The 18,294-nt window shown below is 43.0% G+C and carries 13 protein-coding genes, 2 tRNA genes and 1 pseudogene; 8 read left to right on the top strand and 8 right to left on the bottom strand.

Annotated elements, in window-relative coordinates; translation table 11 throughout:
• Nucleotide 1: 1 nt before the first annotated feature.
• The gene (gene trpD / locus MusilaSJ_RS25345) at nt 2–991 is read right to left on the bottom strand and encodes an anthranilate phosphoribosyltransferase (protein WP_274987546.1); all 990 of its coding nucleotides are present in this window, start codon (nt 989–991) and stop codon (nt 2–4) included.
• A 475-nt stretch (nt 992–1,466) separates the two neighbouring features.
• Here trpD and MusilaSJ_RS25340 point away from each other — a divergent pair, with 475 nt between their 5' ends.
• Entirely contained in the window at nt 1,467–2,414 is a 948-nt protein-coding gene (locus MusilaSJ_RS25340; RefSeq protein WP_274987545.1) for an ion channel, read from the top strand.
• A gap of 62 nt (nt 2,415–2,476) precedes the next feature.
• Here MusilaSJ_RS25340 and MusilaSJ_RS25335 read toward each other — a convergent pair whose 3' ends face one another.
• From MusilaSJ_RS25335 to recR, 3 genes are read right to left on the bottom strand one after another with little or no spacing between them, the layout of a single operon-like run.
• Nucleotides 2,477–3,292, bottom strand: coding sequence for an SDR family oxidoreductase (locus MusilaSJ_RS25335; protein ID WP_274987544.1), 816 nt, complete (start codon nt 3,290–3,292; stop codon nt 2,477–2,479).
• Nucleotides 3,279–4,112 carry a glycosyltransferase family 2 protein gene (locus MusilaSJ_RS25330; RefSeq protein ID WP_274987543.1) on the bottom strand — a complete coding sequence of 278 codons (834 nt, stop codon included), beginning with the start codon at nt 4,110–4,112 and terminating at the stop codon, nt 3,279–3,281. Before MusilaSJ_RS25330 ends, MusilaSJ_RS25335 begins: the two co-directional genes overlap by 14 nt.
• Nucleotide 4,113: 1 nt before the next feature.
• On the bottom strand, nt 4,114–4,740 hold the full coding sequence (gene recR, locus MusilaSJ_RS25325) for a recombination mediator RecR (RefSeq protein ID WP_274987542.1): 627 nt from the start codon (nt 4,738–4,740) through the stop codon (nt 4,114–4,116).
• 190 nt (nt 4,741–4,930) lie between these two features.
• On the opposite strand from recR, the gene MusilaSJ_RS25320 reads away from it, so the two are divergent.
• Nucleotides 4,931–6,427 carry a sodium:solute symporter gene (locus MusilaSJ_RS25320; protein WP_274987541.1) on the top strand — a complete coding sequence of 499 codons (1,497 nt, stop codon included), beginning with the start codon at nt 4,931–4,933 and terminating at the stop codon, nt 6,425–6,427.
• A 160-nt stretch (nt 6,428–6,587) separates the two neighbouring features.
• Nucleotides 6,588–7,295: an LOG family protein gene (locus MusilaSJ_RS25315; protein WP_090533093.1), complete on the top strand. Its 708-nt coding sequence runs from the start codon at nt 6,588–6,590 to the stop codon at nt 7,293–7,295.
• Between the two features lie 75 nt (nt 7,296–7,370).
• On the opposite strand, the gene MusilaSJ_RS25310 is transcribed toward MusilaSJ_RS25315, so the two are convergent.
• Nucleotides 7,371–9,326 (bottom strand): TlpA family protein disulfide reductase, encoded by a 1,956-nt coding sequence (locus MusilaSJ_RS25310; protein WP_274987540.1) that lies wholly within the window; start codon nt 9,324–9,326, stop codon nt 7,371–7,373.
• A 93-nt stretch (nt 9,327–9,419) separates the two neighbouring features.
• On the opposite strand from MusilaSJ_RS25310, the gene MusilaSJ_RS25305 reads away from it, so the two are divergent.
• The gene (locus MusilaSJ_RS25305; RefSeq protein ID WP_274987539.1) at nt 9,420–10,685 is read left to right on the top strand and encodes a TCR/Tet family MFS transporter; all 1,266 of its coding nucleotides are present in this window, start codon (nt 9,420–9,422) and stop codon (nt 10,683–10,685) included.
• 528 nt (nt 10,686–11,213) lie between these two features.
• Nucleotides 11,214–12,470 (top strand): TCR/Tet family MFS transporter, encoded by a 1,257-nt coding sequence (locus MusilaSJ_RS25300; protein ID WP_274987538.1) that lies wholly within the window; start codon nt 11,214–11,216, stop codon nt 12,468–12,470.
• Nucleotides 12,471–12,540: 70 nt separating this feature from the next.
• Here the strand turns inward: MusilaSJ_RS25300 and MusilaSJ_RS25295 are convergent, their stop codons facing one another.
• Nucleotides 12,541–13,131, bottom strand: coding sequence for a DUF502 domain-containing protein (locus MusilaSJ_RS25295; protein ID WP_274987537.1), 591 nt, complete (start codon nt 13,129–13,131; stop codon nt 12,541–12,543).
• 16 nt (nt 13,132–13,147) lie between these two features.
• Nucleotides 13,148–15,610 (bottom strand): bifunctional UDP-N-acetylmuramoyl-tripeptide:D-alanyl-D-alanine ligase/alanine racemase, encoded by a 2,463-nt coding sequence (locus MusilaSJ_RS25290; RefSeq protein WP_274987536.1) that lies wholly within the window; start codon nt 15,608–15,610, stop codon nt 13,148–13,150.
• Nucleotides 15,611–15,670: 60 nt separating this feature from the next.
• Here MusilaSJ_RS25290 and MusilaSJ_RS25285 point away from each other — a divergent pair, with 60 nt between their 5' ends.
• From MusilaSJ_RS25285 to MusilaSJ_RS25275, 3 genes are all read left to right on the top strand, one after another.
• The gene (locus MusilaSJ_RS25285) at nt 15,671–16,153 is read left to right on the top strand and encodes a regulatory protein RecX (protein ID WP_274987535.1); all 483 of its coding nucleotides are present in this window, start codon (nt 15,671–15,673) and stop codon (nt 16,151–16,153) included.
• A 123-nt stretch (nt 16,154–16,276) separates the two neighbouring features.
• Nucleotides 16,277–16,349: transfer RNA gene (locus tag MusilaSJ_RS25280), tRNA-Gly, on the top strand.
• Between the two features lie 53 nt (nt 16,350–16,402).
• A tRNA-Leu gene (locus MusilaSJ_RS25275) sits at nt 16,403–16,487 on the top strand.
• Nucleotides 16,488–17,022: 535 nt separating this feature from the next.
• On the opposite strand, the pseudogene MusilaSJ_RS28170 reads toward MusilaSJ_RS25275, so the two are convergent.
• Nucleotides 17,023–18,024 (bottom strand): annotated as a pseudogene (locus MusilaSJ_RS28170) (recombinase family protein); the annotation flags it as partial.
• Nucleotides 18,025–18,294: the final 270 nt, after the last annotated feature.

Below are 18,294 nucleotides of genomic sequence, written 5' to 3'. Positions count from 1 at the left end.
TTTAGTTTTGTAATAAAGTATTAAAACTCCTCAGCGCTTTTTTGCTTAACAATGCTTCTTCGGCTTCATAAAAACAATCACCAAAAGTTTTTTCAGGGCCGATGGTTTTAATGGCCAGCGCGGCGTTAGCCAGTACCACGTTATTTTGGGCTGGGGTGCCATTGCCTTTAAGCACATTGCTGAATATAACTGCAGAAGCCTCAACAGTGTCACCACCAATGATCTCTTTAGGATCGAGCTTTTCAAAACCGAGGTCTTCCACACTGTTGATCTTTTCACCATCTGCCGAAAAGGTCTTAAAATCGCAGGTTAATGAAATTTCGTCATAGCCTTCCAGGGCGTTTATGATGGTATATTTTGTAGTTGATTTTTGGTAAAGGTAAGCGTATACCCGGGCAAGCTCCAGGTTAAACACCCCTACCAATTGATTATCTGGCTTCGCCGGGTTAACCATTGGCCCTAACATATTAAAGAAAGTTTTAACACCCAGTTCCCTGCGGATAGGCGCAACGGTTTTCATAGCCGGGTGAAACAATGGCGCGTGCAGAAAACAGATATTAGCTTCCTCGGCACTCCGTTTCAGCTTGTCAATATCGTTGGTAAACTGATAACCCAGGTACTCCATCACATTTGATGAACCGCAGCCCGATGATACCCCATAGTTACCATGCTTGGCCACCTTATACCCCGCGCCTGCTACAACAAATGAAGCAAGCGTTGAAATGTTAAAAGTATCCTTACCATCGCCTCCGGTACCGCAAAGGTCAATGAGGCCATCGGTTTCCAGGTTAACAGGCAGGCAAAGCTCCAGCATGGCATCACGAAAGCCTTCCAGTTCTTCAACGGTAATGCTTCGCATACAATAGGCTGTCATGAAGGCCGCCATTTGCGCGTTATTGTACCTACCCTGCGCAATGTTTATCAAAATGCCTTTTGATTGTTCCCTGCTAAAGGTTTTGTGTTCAAAAAGATGATTAAGTATCTGTTTCATTTGCTCGCCCCCCGGCCCCCTAAAGGGGGAGTTGGTATAGTTTAATTATAATTTATCGTGCCCCGCGCTAATCGTTCCCCCTTTAGGGGGTTAGGGGGCGAAGCATAAAAAAAGGGTTGCCGTATGGCAACCCTTTTTGAATATATCTTTTAAACAAACATGGAATTGCCTTACGATTACTCGTTAAGCCACCACCAATTGTTGTTTAATTTTGTCATTGTTACTTGTTGGCACAAATATGTAAATAGTTTTTATAAAAACAAACAGATAGTGAAATCAATTAGTGAATTATTGAATTAGTGATTTAAGATCAGTTAATGAAATAATGAGTTAGCGAATTAGTGAATTAATCTGGAAAGCCCCCCAGATTACTTAAATTTATATTTTAGCTGTTGATTTATCGGGTTCGCGGTATTGCCCGTGTTCGATCAAAAATTCACTAACTCACTAATTCAATAATTCACTAATTGGCCTCATGTCTATACATAAAGAGAAAATTAATCCCGAAGATGATCTTGGTTTTGGTACCCAGCCGGTTATTAAAAGCCAGCCGGTCATAAATAAGGATGGCACTATCAATGTAAAACGTACCGGCCTTCCGTTTTTTACTACATCAAACAACTACCACTCGCTCATTACCATGAGCTGGCGCAAGTTTTGGTTCATTGTTTTTAGCTGCTATTTTATAGTAAACATTATTTTCGCGCTCATTTATTTTTCGTTGGGGCCCGATGTGCTTGACGGTAAAAGCGGTCATACCGATTTTGACCGTTTTATGGATTCCTTCTTTTTTTCCGCGCAAACGATATCTACGGTAGGCTATGGCCATATTAGCCCGAGGGGAATAATCCCCAATACTATCGCGGCCCTCGAATCAATGATGGGACTGCTGGCCTTTGCTTTAGCAACAGGTTTACTTTATGGCCGTTTTTCGCGTCCCTCGGCCAAGATCATGTATAGCCGCAATGTGCTTATCGCACCCTATCGCGATGGCGGTAAAGGTTTGATGTTTCGCCTGGCCAACGAACGCAGAAACATCCTCATCGACCTGGAAATGGAAGTTGTTTTCAGCTATAACGACGAGGAAAACGGCAAAACCGTACGTAAATTCTTCCAGCTCGAACTGGAACGAACCCGCGTTAGTATTTTAACCCTGAACTGGACAGTAGTTCACCCGCTTGATGAAAACAGCCCGATTAAAGATATCACACCTGAGGAGCTTGAACGCAGGCAAGCCGGCCTTTCGGTAATCCTGAAAACTTTCGACGATACCTTTTCGCAAACCATCCATTCCCGTACGTCATACCAGTACGACGATTTTGTATGGGACGCTAAATTTAAACCAGCCTTTGAGCGCGATGAAACAGGCCGCGTTGTATTGGATTTGAGCAAGATAAGCGCATTTGATATGGTCGGTCATTAAGTCATTAGTCATTTTATCGCTCGACGAACAAAAAATGACTTAATGACCTAATGAAAAAATGACTAACGAAGTAACGGATCCCGTTCTTTGGTAAAATGCTTATAAACCATTTTATCTAAAAATGCCGGGATAAATTTACTCAGGGCTACGGTAAGTTTGCCCTGGCCGGTGAGGGTTAATGTGCGGGCCCGGTTTTCAATGCCATCAACAATATGTTTGGCCACCTCATCACTGCTCATCATTTTTTGTTCTTCAAGGGTGCTCTCGCCTTGCTGTTTGCCTTCGCTGTTCAAAGCGGTATTGCGTATGTTTGATGCCGTAAAGCCGGGGCAGGCTGTTAATACATGTACCCCTGTTTTAAGGTTTTCGATCCTTAATGAATCTAAAAACCCGTTCATGGCAAATTTCGATGCCGAGTAACCTGAACGGCCGGGCAAACCTTTATACCCTGCTATAGATGATATACCTACTATACTGCCTTTGGTTTTAGTAATTTCGGGCAGGGCATATTTGACGCAGTTAACCATTCCCCAAAAATTAACGTCCATCACCTGTTTTAGCACATCCACTTTTACATCCTTAAACAGGGCGCGCATAGTGATGCCCGCGTTGTTGATCAATACATCAATTTTACCAAAAGTAATAAGGGTTTGTTTAATAAGCTGAGCGCAATCATCTTCATTGGTTACATCACACTGTACTGCTAATGCTTTGATTTTATATTCCCGCTCCAACTGTTCGGTAAGCTGGCAAAGGGTAACATATTGCCTTGCCGCCAGTACCACATTAGCGCCGCGCCTGGCACATTCATAAGCAAGTGATTTCCCGATGCCCGACGAGGCGCCGGTGATGATTACGACTTTATCATTTAACTTCATACGAAGGAGGAATTAGCTGGGGGATGCCTTCCACCTTAAGTTCGGGCACCTTAAATAAATATTTGGAGGCGAAGATAATCATCGCTCCATAATATTCCTTAATGTGTGCCCAGCTAAATTTAACCTTGTTTTGTATGTTAAAATTGATAATATATGTTTTGGGGAAATAGTAATTTTTAAACCCGGCAAGCCTGATCCGGTATGAATAATCAATATCATAACCATAGGTATGAAAACGCTCATCCATTAATCCTACCAGGTTAAGCGCTTCTTTACGCAGCAGCATAAAAGCACCGTTGATGATATCCGATTCGGAGGTTTGAAACTCTTCGACCCAATCTTTACTTTGCGGACTGGTAAGCCTTGATTTTGAAAAATGTTTTGCCAGGCCGGTTAGTTTGAAAAAGGTTTCCCAGGGCTTGTTGAACCCGCGTTTTGATTCTTTCAAAAATTTGCCTTCAGGAGTTATCATACGTACCCCCAAACCACCGGCATCGGTATGCAGATCCATAAACTCAAGGGCTTTTTCAATGGTTTTCTTGCCTGTAATAGTATCCGCATTGACCAGTAAAACATACTCGCCTGCAGCCAGTTTAAGTGCATGGTTATACGCCCGGGCCATGCCCTCGTTCTTATCGTTGGCTATTATCTTTACATCCGGAAATTCAGTATTTAACATGGCTATCGACTTATCAGCCGAAGCATTGTCGACCACAAAAACCTCGTGACTAACGTCCTGCGCGGCCCTGACCGCTGCATTCAGGGCAATTCTGAGCAGGTTGCAGGTATTATGGCTTACAACAACTATAGATAGTTTCATGCTATTTAGATAGTGAATTTTCGTACGGAACGCGGGTAGCTATGGAACGGCCCAAAGTTATCTCATCTACGTACTCTAATTCACCACCAAAAGCTATGCCACGAGCTATGGTTGTAATGGTAATATTGAAATTTTTTAATTTTTTGTGAAGATAGAATAAGGTTGTGTCACCTTCCATGGTTGCGCTCAGGGCAAAAACCACTTCTTTAACCTCATTATCGGTTGTTGGCTTAAGACGTTCGACCAGGGTATCCACCTGCAAATCTGACGGCCCAACGCCATCCATCGGCGATATTAAGCCGCCCAGCACATGGTAAACGCCATTAAACTGATTTGTATTTTCAATAGCCATTACATCGCGGGTATCCTCAACCACGCAAATAAGACTGTGGTCGCGGCGGTGCGATGAGCAGATCTCGCAAACCGGTTGATCAGAGATATTATAACAAACCCGGCAAAACTGTATTTCGTTGCGAAGTTTGGTTACAGCGGTACTGAAACGTTCAACATCCTGCTTATCCTGGTTAAGTAAATGCAGCACCAAACGCAGGGCCGTTTTCTGACCTACCCCCGGTAATTTAGCAAATTCGGCTACAGCATTTTCCAGCAATTTGGACGAAAAATTCATTGTGCGAAGGTAAGAATTTTAAGTCGCAAGTCCGAAGTCTGGAAGTCAGTAAGACGAATGGATGAAAGTTTTAAACCTGAAGAACTTGCAGTTTTTGAAAACTTAGGATTGTCAAATTCACGGAGGTATTTGTATTTTGCAAAAAATCTTCGGACTCCGAACTTCGGACTTCCGACTTAAACACACACCTATGTCGCCAGGAGTATTATTGTCATTCATCATCGGTTATTTTTTGGTATTGCTAATCATCTCGTGGCTTACATCAAAAAAATCTTCGGATAATGATACTTTCTTTGTAGCCAACCGAAATTCCAAATGGTATTTAGTTGCCTTCGGGATGATTGGTACGGCGTTGAGCGGGGTTACTTTTATCTCCGTTCCCGGTAAGGTTGGCACCGATGATTTTGCCTATTTCCAGTTTGTGCTGGGCAACGCTGCCGGCTTTTTCATCATAGCAACGGTATTACTTCCCTTATATTACCGGCTTAAACTCACATCCATTTACAGCTACATTGAAGGCGCGTTAGGCGTTTGGAGCTATAAAACAGCTGCTGCTATATTCCTTGTAAGCCGGGTTATCGGCTCTGCATTTAGGTTATACCTGGTGGTTATCGTACTGCAGAAATTTATTTTTGACAGCTATCATGTTCCCTTTGCGGTTACGGTGCTTATTTGTTTGCTGCTCATCTGGTCGTACACCTTTAAAGGAGGATTGAAAACCATTATCATTACCGATAGCCTGCAAACATTTTTCCTGGTAACGTCTGTTTTTCTGTCGATATATTTTATTTGCCAGAGCCTGCACATGAATATTTTTGAAGCTGCCGAAACCATCAAAAACAGCAGCTACTCCAAAATATTCTTCTTTAACGATTTCATGAGCAGCAAGCTGCATTTAGGTAAACAGTTTTTAGGCGCCATGTTTATCACTATCGGCATGACCGGGCTTGACCAGGACCTGATGCAAAAAAACCTTAGCCTTAAAAATATCAAAGAAGCGCAAAAAAACATGTTCAGCTTTGTTGGCGTTTTCGTGATCATTAACATATTTTTCCTGAGCGTAGGCGCTTTGCTTTACATGTACGCTGCCAAAAACGGTATCAATGTTACCAAAACCGATTACCTGTACCCTACTATCGCCCTGCAATATTTAGGGCTTGTTCCGGCAATGATATTCATGCTGGGTTTAACAGCTGCCACCTTTGCCACTACCGATTCGGCACTTACAGCACTCACTACCTCTTTTTGTGTAGACTTTTTAGGTTTTAACAAGCGCAAGGATGTGAATAGCAAAAAAATGGTGGCCGTACGTCATTGGGTACACATTGCTTTTTCGGGGTTGATGTTTTTAACCATCATCATATTTAACGCCATTAATAATGATGCTGTGGTTAGCGCCATATTTACCGTGGCATCGTATACCTATGGGCCGCTGCTTGGCCTTTATTCATTTGGTCTGTTTGTAGGCAACAGGCAGGTAATGGATAAACTGGTACCCTTCATTTGCATACTCTCTCCTGCTATATGCTATTTTTTAAATGCCGAATCAAAATCAATTTTAGGCGGATATGTTTTTGGTAACGAACTCATCATTGTAAACGGATTAATTACATTTATTGGGCTGTGGGTTACTTCGAGTCCGAAAGTTGGGGAAGTCCGTAAATCGGAAAACCCGGAGATCGGGTAATTAAAAAGTAAAACAACAAATAAACCGGAATCAATTTTCTTTGTACTTTGCATTAATTAATATAGAATAAAAACTTCCGGACGTTCGGACGTTCCGACTTCCGGACTAAAAAAACACTTCCGGACTTTGGACTCCCCGACTTCCGGACTAAAAAAAGAATATGACCGGAGAAGATAAAATAAGACAAGCTTTCGAGAACAAAAACTGGCAGGAAATTAAGGTTACCGACTCCTGGCAGATCTTTAAAATAATGGCCGAATTTGTTGACGGCTTTGAAAAACTGGCCAAAATTGGCCCATGCGTATCCATCTTCGGGTCGGCACGTACGCATACCGATAACAAATACTACCAACTGGCTGTAGAAACCGCCCGCCTGCTTACCGAGCATGGTTACGGTGTAATATCAGGCGGCGGGCCCGGTATTATGGAAGCTGCCAACAAGGGCGCCTATGAAAACGGCGGTAAATCAGTAGGTTTAAACATCGAACTCCCATTTGAGCAGTTCCACAATAAATATATCGACAGGGATAAGATCATGGAGTTTGATTACTTCTTTATCCGTAAGGTTATGTTTATGAAATATTCGCAGGGTTTTATCATTTTGCCCGGCGGCTTTGGCACTATGGATGAATCGTTTGAGGCCATCACCCTTATCCAAACCGGTAAAATTGCCCGTTTCCCAATCATTTTTGTTGGAGTTGAATACTGGAAAGGCCTGTTTAAATGGGTTGAAGAAAAAATGCTGAACGATCAGCACAATATCAATCCCGACGACCTGAACCTTTACCGCGTAGTTGATACCGCCGAAGAAGCTGTTGAGCACATCACCCGTTTCTATAACAAATACGTGCTTAAACCAAACTTTTAACAGGCAATACAATAAAAAAATGCCGCTCCAGCAGGGCGGCATTTTTGTTTGATATAGTTTTAGGTTTGCAATCAGCTATTTCATATTTTGTTTTGGCGTAGCAGCAACCTCCGCGGCAACGGGCGCTTTTGCCATGTCAATCATTGTGCTCACTTCTTCTACCAACCCTTCTGCCGAACCACCAAATCCCACAACCTTAAAGCGGATATTGCCGTTTTTATCGATGATGAACTTGGTTGGAATGCCGGTTACTCCAAATTGTGAAACCACTTTTGATTGCCTGCCATCGCTGCCTTTTTCATCTACCAGCACGTTAAAAGTGTAATTATTATCGGCAATGAATTTCTTTACGCCATCAATATAATTATCGCCGTTTTCCCAGGTATCAATAAACAGGAATTTCACATCCTCATTATCCTTATATTTATTTACAGCCATTTGCATCCCCGGAAAAGATGCTTTACAAGGGCCGCACCAGGTAGCCCAAAAATCAACTATAACAATTTTGCCTTTTAAGTCGGCCAGCGAAACGGTTTTTCCCGCAAAATCTTTAAGGGCAAATTTGGCAGCAGGCTCGTTGATCATTTGTTTAGCCACCTCCTCTTTCTTTTTGTTTTGTGCAATAGCCGATAAACCGGCCAGGTATTGATCGTAACCTGCTTCATTGCCTTTTAAGCCCACATAGGCTTTTTTTAACTCGGTTGTTAAAGCCGGGGAAACTTTAGCTGCCTTAAATGCGCCTTCAATCACGTCTTTTGATTCAGCATATTTGCCAAGGGCATTTAAAATGAGTACGTAATGCTCGTTGGTGATCGGGTCGTTATCCTTGCTGTCTGTATAAACCTCCTTTTGATATTTAAGGGCCTCATTATATTTTTTCTCTTTATATAAAATGAACGCGTAACTATCAGCATACATGTTATATACATCCTTGTTTTGCTTTTGCATGCTCTTTACCGACATAAACGGCGAAGCCTCAGGATGCTTCATTTTTTCAGTAACGATGTCCAATGATTGTTTTGACAACTTTTCGGCCTCATCAAGGCGCTCATCTTTTTGAGCCCAGCCATAAGCTATGTTATTATAGCTGTTTGCAATGCTTGATTTATTTTGGACTTGTGCTGCATAAGCATTAAAAGCAGCAGTATTATCATCAGTCAAAAAGCCGGTAGCCAGTTGCCCTCGTATATAATCTATTCGAGAACCTTTATCAGTAGCCATAGCCGGGAATTTGGCTATATATGCTTTATAAAGCGAATCTTTTTTGTGCACATCCTTCTCGCGCATCATGGCAAATTCCGCCTCGTTTTTTACGGATTCGCCGTTAGGGTACTTAGCTTTGATAATCTCTCCCAATGAATCGGCAGAGGCTTTTTTGTTACGCCAGTTCAGGATGTTAGCGGCCAGGATCAGGTCTTTTTCTACCGTGCTTTTCTCAAGCGATTTAACTTTGGCTTCTAACAAGGCAGAAGTAGCCGGATCCTTTTTCTTGGCCAATACAAAGTAGTAATTAAACTGATAGGGCTTTTCTCCGTTCGGATAAGTATCGTATTCTTTCTTAAATAAAGCCAGGCCTTCTTCAGAATCGGTTTTTATTTTAGCAAAATTACTGCCAACCCCGCTGGCCAATATGTACGCTTTTGCTTCATAAGCACTCTGAACAGGTTTTTTATCTTTATAAACTAAGTATACGTACCCTTTGTCATTATTATTATCAATATCACCGTTACTAAAAATCTTTACAAAATAGGCTTTCGCTGCGGCAGGAATGGTAAAATCGCCGGAAAGTAAAGCGCCATTAGGTTTTAGTTCGATGTCGGCTGCCGGGTTATCCTTCCCATCAATGTAATATACCTCTGCGCTTATATCCTTTTTACCGGCAACAGGCGTACCCTCCGGATCATAAGTAATTTTAACCTTTTCGGTTGCCGATGGATAACTGTCAGATAATGTAAGATGGTTACTTTGTGCAAAAACACTTTGCACAGCCAGCAGTGCCGGCAACAGTAGCATTGATTTGTGTGGTTTCATAGGTTTAACTAATTATATAGTTCAAGTTAAATACAAATTATTATAAATACAATTATTTTAACAATTATTAACGTTAATAATTTATTTTGCGCCATGGATAAGTCCGCCAAGAATAAACCCCAGGGAGCTTTAGGCTTTATATTTGTCACTTTACTGATTGATGTGGTAGGCTTAGGGATCATCATACCCGTACTGCCCAAACTGATTGAAAAATTGATCCACGCCGGGTTGAGCGAAGCTTCGTTGTATGCAGGCTTTTTAACGCTGGCGTATTCGGTAATGCAGTTCCTGTTTTCGCCGATGATAGGCAACCTGAGCGATAAGTATGGCCGCCGCCCGGTTTTGCTTTGTTCCTTATTGGGTTTTGGCATTGATTATTTGTTCCTTGCCTTTGCACCATCCATATGGTGGCTATTTTTAGGCCGGGCCATCGCAGGCATCACCGGAGCAAGCTTTACCACTGCATCGGCCTATATAGCCGATGTAAGTACTCCCGAAAAACGCGCCCAAAACTTTGGGATGATAGGTGTTGCCTTTGGCCTTGGTTTTATCATTGGCCCTGCTATTGGCGGTGTGTTAGGTAAAATGGATGTTCAATATCCATTTTTCGCTGCCGCTGGTTTGGCCTTTTTGAATGCCATTTATGGTTTCTTCATCCTGCCCGAATCACTGGATGACGCCCATCGCCGTTCCTTCGATATTAAACGGGCGAACCCACTGGGTTCATTGCTGCAGCTTAAAAAATACCCTTCAGTTATGGGTTTGGCATTATCACTGTTCCTGGTATATTTTGCCGGGCAGGCCGTACAAAACGTTTGGACATATTTCACTTTCGAAAAATTTAAATGGGGTGAGGATACCGTTGGCTATTCTCTTGCCTTTATAGGCCTGATGATAGCGCTGGTACAAGGCGGCCTGATGCGCCTGATCTTACCTAAACTGGGCATGGAACGTTGCATTTGGGTTGGCTTGCTGCTATATAGCATCGGCCTTATCCTGTTTGCCATGGCAACTCAAGGTTGGATGATGTTTGCATTTATGGTGCCTTATGCCCTTGGTGGTATTGCAGGCCCTGCGTTGCAGGGCATCATGACCAACCAGGTACCCGCCAATGAACAAGGCGAACTGCAGGGCGGCCTAACCAGCCTCATGAGCCTGAGCGCCATTTTTGGCCCCTGGGTAATGACCACTTTATTTTATTATTTCACCAATGATAAAAGGCCCTTCTTTTTTCCGGGAGCCCCCTTTATTTTAGGTGCAATACTGATGTTGATAAGCGCGTTGCTTGCTATCCGTAATTTCAAAAACGTGAAGAAAACCTCAGCAAAGGATGTGGATGCCATGGCAACATTGCATTGATGATTTTATATAAAAGCTGAAAGCAGCAGGCACAAAGCCTAAAGCTTTGCTATTGCTATTGTTGTCATATGTGTTCGGAAGATGAAAATTATTGGGAGATTAAACAAAAACCACGACATTGCACGTAGCCATCAGGGGAAATCCAGAAAAAACCGTGATGCTGTTTAAAATATATTTTAGGGGACGATGAGCGGGAGCCGCGTTAGGGATTGCAGTGAAAAGCCCGGAGCGTGGATTGGGCTTGCGCAGGAAAGCGAGGACTTGTAACGGAAAGCCCGGGCCGCAGGTAACGCCCATATTATAAAATTGATAGATAAACACCCTCAACCTGCCGTTGTTGGTATTGTCGCAAACAATCATTTTCGATCCCCGTGTTTTGATAATATCATGAATGCATTATTTAAGCCGGGCATAAAGTTGTTGGTAACAGTAGCGAAGAATAGCAAAAGCGTAAGTATAAATTAAATATCAATCCGTAAAACAACCTGCAATAAAACTTTTAACCCGCTTAAACCTTTATCACTATTAATGAGCGCCAAACCTAAAAAAAAACATACCGCCGCCTTAGGGTTTATCTTCGTAACGCTTTTTATTGATGTGCTTGGTTTGGGCATTATTATCCCTGTAATGCCGTCGCTGCTTGAAAAACTGGGCAATATAGATGTGAGCACCGCCGCGCAATACAACGGCTATTTAACGTTCACCTACGCCTCCATGCAGTTCCTGTTTTCATCGCTGTTGGGTAACCTGAGCGACAGGTACGGACGCAGGCCGGTATTGTTAGGTTCGCTTATTGGGTTTGGGATAGATTATATTTTTATGGCCTTTGCTCCTACTGTGGCCTGGTTATTTATTGGCCGCGCCATAGCAGGCTTTGCCGGCGCCAGTAATACCACGGCAACCGCTTACATTGCCGATATTAGTACAGGTAAAAACCGGGCGGCAAACTTCGGTTTAGTTGGGGCAGCATCCGGGCTCGGATTTATTATTGGTATAGGCACCGGGAGCTTTTTAGGTGCATTAAATGTGCGGTTCCCTTTTATGCTGGCGGCCGGTCTGGCACTCCTGAATGCAGCGTATGGCTATTTTGTATTACCCGAATCATTAAATATCAAAAACCGCAGGCGTTTTGAATGGAAGAAGGCTAATCCCGTTAGCTCATTACGCAACCTTTCGCGCTATAAATCTCTAATCGGATTGATAGGCGCATTTTCTTTGGTATACATTGCTCAAAAAGCTGTTGAATATGTGTTGTCCTTTTACGTCACCGAAAAGTTCGACTGGTCATTAAAAAGCATCGGTTTTTTAGGATTTTTTATCGGAATAGTACTGGTAGCTATACAAGGGGGACTGATCAGGTTCACCATCCCTAAATTCGGGCAGGAAAAAAACATCGTAGCCGGCTTACTATTTTACACCATCGGCTTAACCCTTATTGCTTTTGCCAACCAGGGTTGGATGATGTATGTTTTTATGGTACCTTATTGCCTTGGCGGTATTTCGGGCCCTTCACTTCAGGGTATGATCACCAGTACGGTATCAGCTAAAGAGCAGGGCGAATTGCAGGGCTCATTGACCAGTATCAGTAGTTTGGCAGTGATCATCGGCCCGCTGTTAATGAGTTCGGTATTTCATTTGTTCACCCATCGCAATACTTCAACCTATTTCCCGGGCGCTCCGTATATTTTGGGCGCGGTTTTAATGCTAATAGCTGTTTTTTTGGCGATCAGGAGTTTTAAGAAAGCCGGGGTTGTTGATTCGAAAGAGGTGGAAGTGTTGCCATAGAGGCACACAACCCTCCCCGGAAAAGGAGAGCTTTAAGAAAGTCTTCCCTACCGGGGGAGATTTAGAGGGGTTAATCCAACCCGCTCACCCCGCCTGATATCACAAATTTCATCACGTCGGCAGCACTCTTATCCATCGGTTTCACCTTATCAGCAGCAATGATGATCACCTGCCCCGCGAACGAGTAGGAATACGGGAAGTATACAGCGACTTCACCTGGTAAACCAATCTTTGCCAGGTCTTTCTGAACCAGGAAACCTATCTTTTTTAAACCGAACTCATTAACTTCAACCAATACAGGTTCGTTGAATTTTTTCTCCTCGCCTACAAAGGCTTCTGTTAAATCTTTTATTGATGAATACAGGAACGCGAAGATGGGCAAACGGGCAAACCAGCGCTTAAACCAGGCTTTAATGGGTTCGGTAATCACATTGGTAACCAGTACCCCCATGATCATGATAACCACTACCACGTTCAGGATCCCCAAGCCCGGAATATACATATGCTTGCCGGTTCTATCAACCCAAAGATCACTCAGGTTAAGCGCCTTGTCAATGCTGGCCACCGCCCAGTACATCAGGAAAATAGCGGCACCTACCGGTACAACTACCAACATCCCTTTTACAAAATACCTGAATAATGCCCGCGCTAACCTGTTCATTTTAAGCCCCTGATTTCTACTCGTAAAAGTACACTCTTTTTACCCTTTGCGAAATATTGGTTAATATTTCATAAGGGATTGTACCTATCTGCTTTGCCAGTTCTTCAATACGCTGGTGCTCATCAAATATGATCACCTCATCGCCTTCATGCACGTCAAGGCCGCTTACATCCAGCATGCACATATCCATAGTGATGTTGCCCACTGTAGGCACAAGTGTGCCTTTCACCAGCATTTTACCCACGCCTTTGCCAAAGGCACGCAGGTAACCATCGGCATAGCCGATACGAACCGTAGCTATTTTCCCGTCTTTAACAAGGCTCCCGCTTCGTCCGTAGCTGATTGTGTCTCCTTTTCCAATCTTTTTAACCTGGGCAACGCTTGTTTTTAAACTGGCTATGGGCTGCAAACCCGCATCAGACTCCGGCACCGACGAATCGATCCCATACAAACCTATCCCCAATCGAACCATATCATAGTGTGCCGAAGGCCAGCGGATAATGCCGGCAGTATTGCAGATGTGCCTGATCACTTTATAACCCAGCGTGCGCTCTATTTCTTTAAAAGCCTTTTCAAAGCGCCTGATCTGCTTTTTAGTAAACTCATCGTGTTCCGGGGCTTCGCTTGCAGCCAGGTGTGAAAATACCGATTGCACCCGTACATAACGGTTAACCTCCAGCATATCGCACAGGGTTTCGATCTCGTAATTTTCAAAACCAAGTCGGTGCATACCGGTATCAATTTTAAGATGCACCGGGTAACCGGCAATGCCCTGCGCCGAAGCATAGCCCACAAAATCATCTAACAAACCAAAACTGTAAATTACCGGCTCAAGCTTATATTCGGTGAGCTTATCAAATGCCGAAGCTTCGGGGTTAAGCACTTTGATGGGCAGGTTAATGCCGGCCTGCCGTAAAGCTACCCCCTCATCAATATAGGCAACCGCCAAATAATCAACCTTATTATATTGCAGCATATTGGCAACCTCAAAAGTGCCGCTGCCATAGCTAAAAGCCTTTACCATAGCCATCACTTTTACGCCCGGCTTAAGCTTTGATTTATAAAAGTTGAGGTTATTTAGTAAGGAGTTCAGGTTAATCTCCATTACGGTTTCATGCGCTTTTTGGGCTAACGCGCGGCTCACCTGCTCAAACTCAAAACTGCGCGAACCCTTGATCAGGATGGTTTCATCTTTAAAACTAAGTGCTTTTAACTGTTGCAGCAGTGTGGCTGTATCAGCATAAAAATGCTGTTGGGCTATGTCAAAATATTGCTGGTGGCTGAGCAGGGCCTCCCCTACGCCAACAAATTTATCAATCTTTTTGGCCCGGATCAATTCGGCCACCTGTTTGTACAGCACATCCTGCTGCAGGCCCGATTGATAAATATCTGACAGGATCAGCGTCTTTTTTTGATGCTGATTTTGCTGCGATAAAAAGTTAAGCGCTATCTCCAGCGATTGCAGATCCGAATTGTATGAATCATCAATAACCGAACAGTTGTTCACACCGTTTTTTAACTCTAACCGCATACTTACCGGGGCGAGGCGCTCGATGCGCTTATCCGCCTCCACCGCACTATAACCTAAAGCCAGCATGGTAGCCCAGCAGGTAATGGCATTTTCTACCGAGGCCTGGTCGGTAAAAGGCACGAGGCATTCTATTTCTTTGCCCTGGTACCGTGCACGGAAATAATAATTTTTGGAGATCACCGTCTCGCTGAAAACATACAGATCAGCCTCACGAAATTTACGGCTCCAGGTAAAGGTTTCTTTAGCCGCGATGTCTTTTTCATAACCGATCAGCTGATCGTAATTGTGGATCAGCAATCTGCTGTTTTTGAATAGTCCAAGTTTTTCCAGGAGTTTTTGTTTGGGCGATTCAAAACCCTCGTCATGCGCAGGGCCAATGTGGGTGAGTACCCCTATTTCGGGCTTAATGATAGCTTCCAGCTTATTCATTTCGTTTATGGTGGAGATGCCCGCTTCAAAAATACCCAGTTCGCTCCGGTTGTTGATTTGCCATACAGATAACGGCACGCCAATTTGCGAATTATAACTTTTAGGGTTTCGTACAATATTTTTATCGGCCGAAAGCAGCTGGTAAAGCCATTCTTTAACAATAGTTTTGCCGTTACTGCCCGTAATACCAATTACCTCCAGCTTAAAACGGCTGCGGTGATAGGCTGCCAGTATTTGCAGGGCAGCCAGCGGATCTGGCACGATCAAAAAGTTTGCGCCGGGCAGATTAAACTCCGGGCCATGTTCTACCACAAAATTGCGCACGCCGCCCGCATAAGCTTCGGCAACAAACTCATGGCCATTGCGTCTGCCACTCAGGGCAAAAAACAAGCCTTCGGCAGGGTTGTTAATCCGGCGGCTATCGGTAAAAAGCGCACTGATCGCATATTCTTCAACGATGTTTCCATCTGCCTTGATGATCTTTTTTATAGCGCTTATGGCGTACGTGTTAGTTGGCATGCTGCTAATTTGGAGATATTAAAACAAATAGAATAATTTTTAACGAATTTTGGTTTTTAAATGGATCAGCCCAAATCAATTAAAATTACTGACGAGAAAGTTGCCCTTGCAAAAGCCGAGCACTTTTGCGCCTACCAGGAGCGCGCCCAGCAGGAAGCACGCGACAAACTTTACGAGTGGGGATTATGGCCTGACGCTGTTGAACGCGTTATAAGCCAATTGATAGAGGGCAATTTTCTTAACGAGGAGCGTTTTGCACAGATCTACGCTAAAAGTAAATTTAACCAGAAAGCCTGGGGCCGCATCAAAATAAAACAGGCGCTTAAGCTTAAACGTGTGCCCGATGTATTGATCAAAAAGGCCTTTCTTAGTATCGATCTGGATGATTATATAGCTGCTCTTACTCACCTCTTGCAGAAAAAAGCGACTACCTTAACCGAAAAGAATGAGCTAAAGCGTCGTTACAAACTGCAGCAGTATGCCATGGGCCGCGGATTCGAAGCTGAGCTGATAGCTGATATTTTGAAAAACAGCGAGTTATAAACTATTTTCAAAAAAAATAAATTTTTCCTTGCAGAGTATGCATTTCTGCCTATATTTGCACTCCCGCAAACGAGATAGGCAGCCGGTTAACGAAAGCCAGATCAAAGCGAGGAGAATACCAATGCGAAAGTAGCTCAGTTGGTAGAGCACGACCTTGCCAAGGTCGGGGTCGCGAGTTCGAATCTCGTCTTTCGCTCAAAGCCCTTCCTGATAAAAAGAAGGGTTTTATTTTTAAAAGGTTAGACACCTGCTCAGATGGTGGAACTGGTAGACACGCAGGACTTAAAATCCTGTTCCCGTAAACGGAGTGCGGGTTCGATTCCCGCTCTGAGTACTAAACGGGAAAGATCGCAATGGCTTGCAATCTTTCCCGTTTTTTTATGCGCTAACGTCTTGTTAATCTGATAGATTAGCGACGCTGCGACATTGAGTTTGGGGGTTCGATAACCATTTTTGTCAATTTCCCATTTTTCTCGATATATCGAACCCAACACTCTCCTTTTCGTTAATACATCACCATCTGAATATATATTCTCAATCCTGGAAAGTGCCTCCAGGGCTTTCAAAAGCATATTATCAATGCTCTGGGTGTTCGATTTTTGTAACTTCGCCTCTGTAAGAGTTGCTTCTAACCTCCTGATACGCTCCTCACTCTCTTTTTTCATAATCGCAAAATCATCAGAATCTAGTTTTCCGTCAAATAACAGTTCCCTGGCATTTGACAATTTTAAATTAATGGCACCAATTTGATCTGCAATAATCCTCCTTTCATCTTTTACTCCCCCGGAATAATTTTTGTAAACATCGAGTAATACCGTTTTGTATAGCTGATTCATTCCAGGCAGGGGAATGTAGCGCCTAAGGTCCTTTAAAATCTCTTCATGAACATTATCTGCCCGGAACCTGCATCCACAGCCGTAAACGGCCTGCGCATGATAATAGTAGTAATATCCCCCTCTTCTGCCTTTTGATGCACTTCCTGTTAAGTGACGTTTACAACTTGCACAATCCAGCAGTCCCTGTAGGGGAAGGCATTCATTAATTTTAACCGCCTGCACCCTTAAAACCTTTTTCCTGCCATTAATAATATCCTGAACATCATAAAATAACGCCTCAGATATTATTGCCTCATGAAGCCCTTTGACCAATTGAGACTCCTCATCCTTATAAGCCTTGACAACAATCAATCCACAATAAACGGGATTTCGTATCGCTCTATAAAAACTCATTCTACTTATCTCAAAGCCTTTCTCGTTGGCCAATTTTCTAATTTGATCAGGAACAAAAATCCCCTCTGAAATAGATTTAAATATCCATTTGATGTAATATGCTTCTTCTTTGTTTATTACAATGTGCTTACTGCCGTCCTCTCTGGTTTTATTATCGTACCCCCGCGGTGCAACTCCCATGTATTTCCCCTCTTTTCGCGCACGGCGCATTCCCTGGGTTACATTTAATGCCCGCCTGTCATTTTCAACCTCAGGAGTTGAAAGATAAACGGCAAGCATTATCTTACTTTCCGGTATCTCCAAATTCAAAGGTTGTTCAATCGCCTGAGGTTCTATTTCGAAACTTCTAAGGACTGATATCATTTGGTAAGCGTCACCTGTGTTACGACTAAATCTATCCCATTTTGTAAATAGTATAAAGTCTACACCCTTTCCTTTTTGCTTTTTAAGCTCTGATAGATACCTTGTCCATTGCGGTCTATTGAAAGTTTTCGCTGAATGATCTTCAAACATGGTTTTCCTGATGTGCAAACCATTTCTTTCGCAATATCTAACTAATCTATCTTCCTGGTCCCTTTGCGAAAAACCCTTGTCTGCTTGTTCGTCTGTACTTACCCTGATATATATGTCTACAACTTTCATATTTTTAAATATTGTTCAACCGATAAATTCGCTAATCTATACATGAAATCCAAAATTATTACTGCCTCCTCCCGAGTTACTGTAGTTCCGCTTATTTTCAAAATTTCAATCGCTTTTTCGGGTGTAACACTTCTCTTATCTTGAGTTTTCCTACCCATATTTTGCCAATATTTTAAAGTAAGGTTCCCGATATCTTTCGATTATATATCGATCAAGAAAAAAGGGAATAATTGCATCCTTAAAATTTGGATATACTTAAATCCCTTAAAG

Origin of the sequence: Mucilaginibacter sp. SJ, from assembly GCF_028993635.1 — a bacterium.
GTDB lineage: Bacteria > Bacteroidota > Bacteroidia > Sphingobacteriales > Sphingobacteriaceae > Mucilaginibacter.
The sequence above is the reverse complement of the archived record's forward strand: the minus strand, read 5'-3'. Positions and strand labels throughout refer to the sequence as shown.

Coding starts and splice junctions, on each gene's coding strand:
- MusilaSJ_RS25340 (WP_274987545.1), top strand. CDS start 1,467: ATGTCTATACATAAAGAGAAAATTAATCCCGAAGATGATCTTGGTTTT.
- MusilaSJ_RS25330 (WP_274987543.1), bottom strand. CDS start 4,112: ATGAAACTATCTATAGTTGTTGTAAGCCATAATACCTGCAACCTGCTC.
- MusilaSJ_RS25290 (WP_274987536.1), bottom strand. CDS start 15,610: ATGCCAACTAACACGTACGCCATAAGCGCTATAAAAAAGATCATCAAG.
- MusilaSJ_RS25285 (WP_274987535.1), top strand. CDS start 15,671: ATGGATCAGCCCAAATCAATTAAAATTACTGACGAGAAAGTTGCCCTT.
- MusilaSJ_RS25315 (WP_090533093.1), top strand. CDS start 6,588: ATGACCGGAGAAGATAAAATAAGACAAGCTTTCGAGAACAAAAACTGG.
- recR (WP_274987542.1), bottom strand. CDS start 4,740: ATGAATTTTTCGTCCAAATTGCTGGAAAATGCTGTAGCCGAATTTGCT.
- MusilaSJ_RS25295 (WP_274987537.1), bottom strand. CDS start 13,131: ATGAACAGGTTAGCGCGGGCATTATTCAGGTATTTTGTAAAAGGGATG.
- MusilaSJ_RS25310 (WP_274987540.1), bottom strand. CDS start 9,326: ATGAAACCACACAAATCAATGCTACTGTTGCCGGCACTGCTGGCTGTG.
- trpD (WP_274987546.1), bottom strand. CDS start 991: ATGAAACAGATACTTAATCATCTTTTTGAACACAAAACCTTTAGCAGG.
- MusilaSJ_RS25320 (WP_274987541.1), top strand. CDS start 4,931: ATGTCGCCAGGAGTATTATTGTCATTCATCATCGGTTATTTTTTGGTA.
- MusilaSJ_RS25300 (WP_274987538.1), top strand. CDS start 11,214: ATGAGCGCCAAACCTAAAAAAAAACATACCGCCGCCTTAGGGTTTATC.
- MusilaSJ_RS25335 (WP_274987544.1), bottom strand. CDS start 3,292: ATGAAGTTAAATGATAAAGTCGTAATCATCACCGGCGCCTCGTCGGGC.
- MusilaSJ_RS25305 (WP_274987539.1), top strand. CDS start 9,420: ATGGATAAGTCCGCCAAGAATAAACCCCAGGGAGCTTTAGGCTTTATA.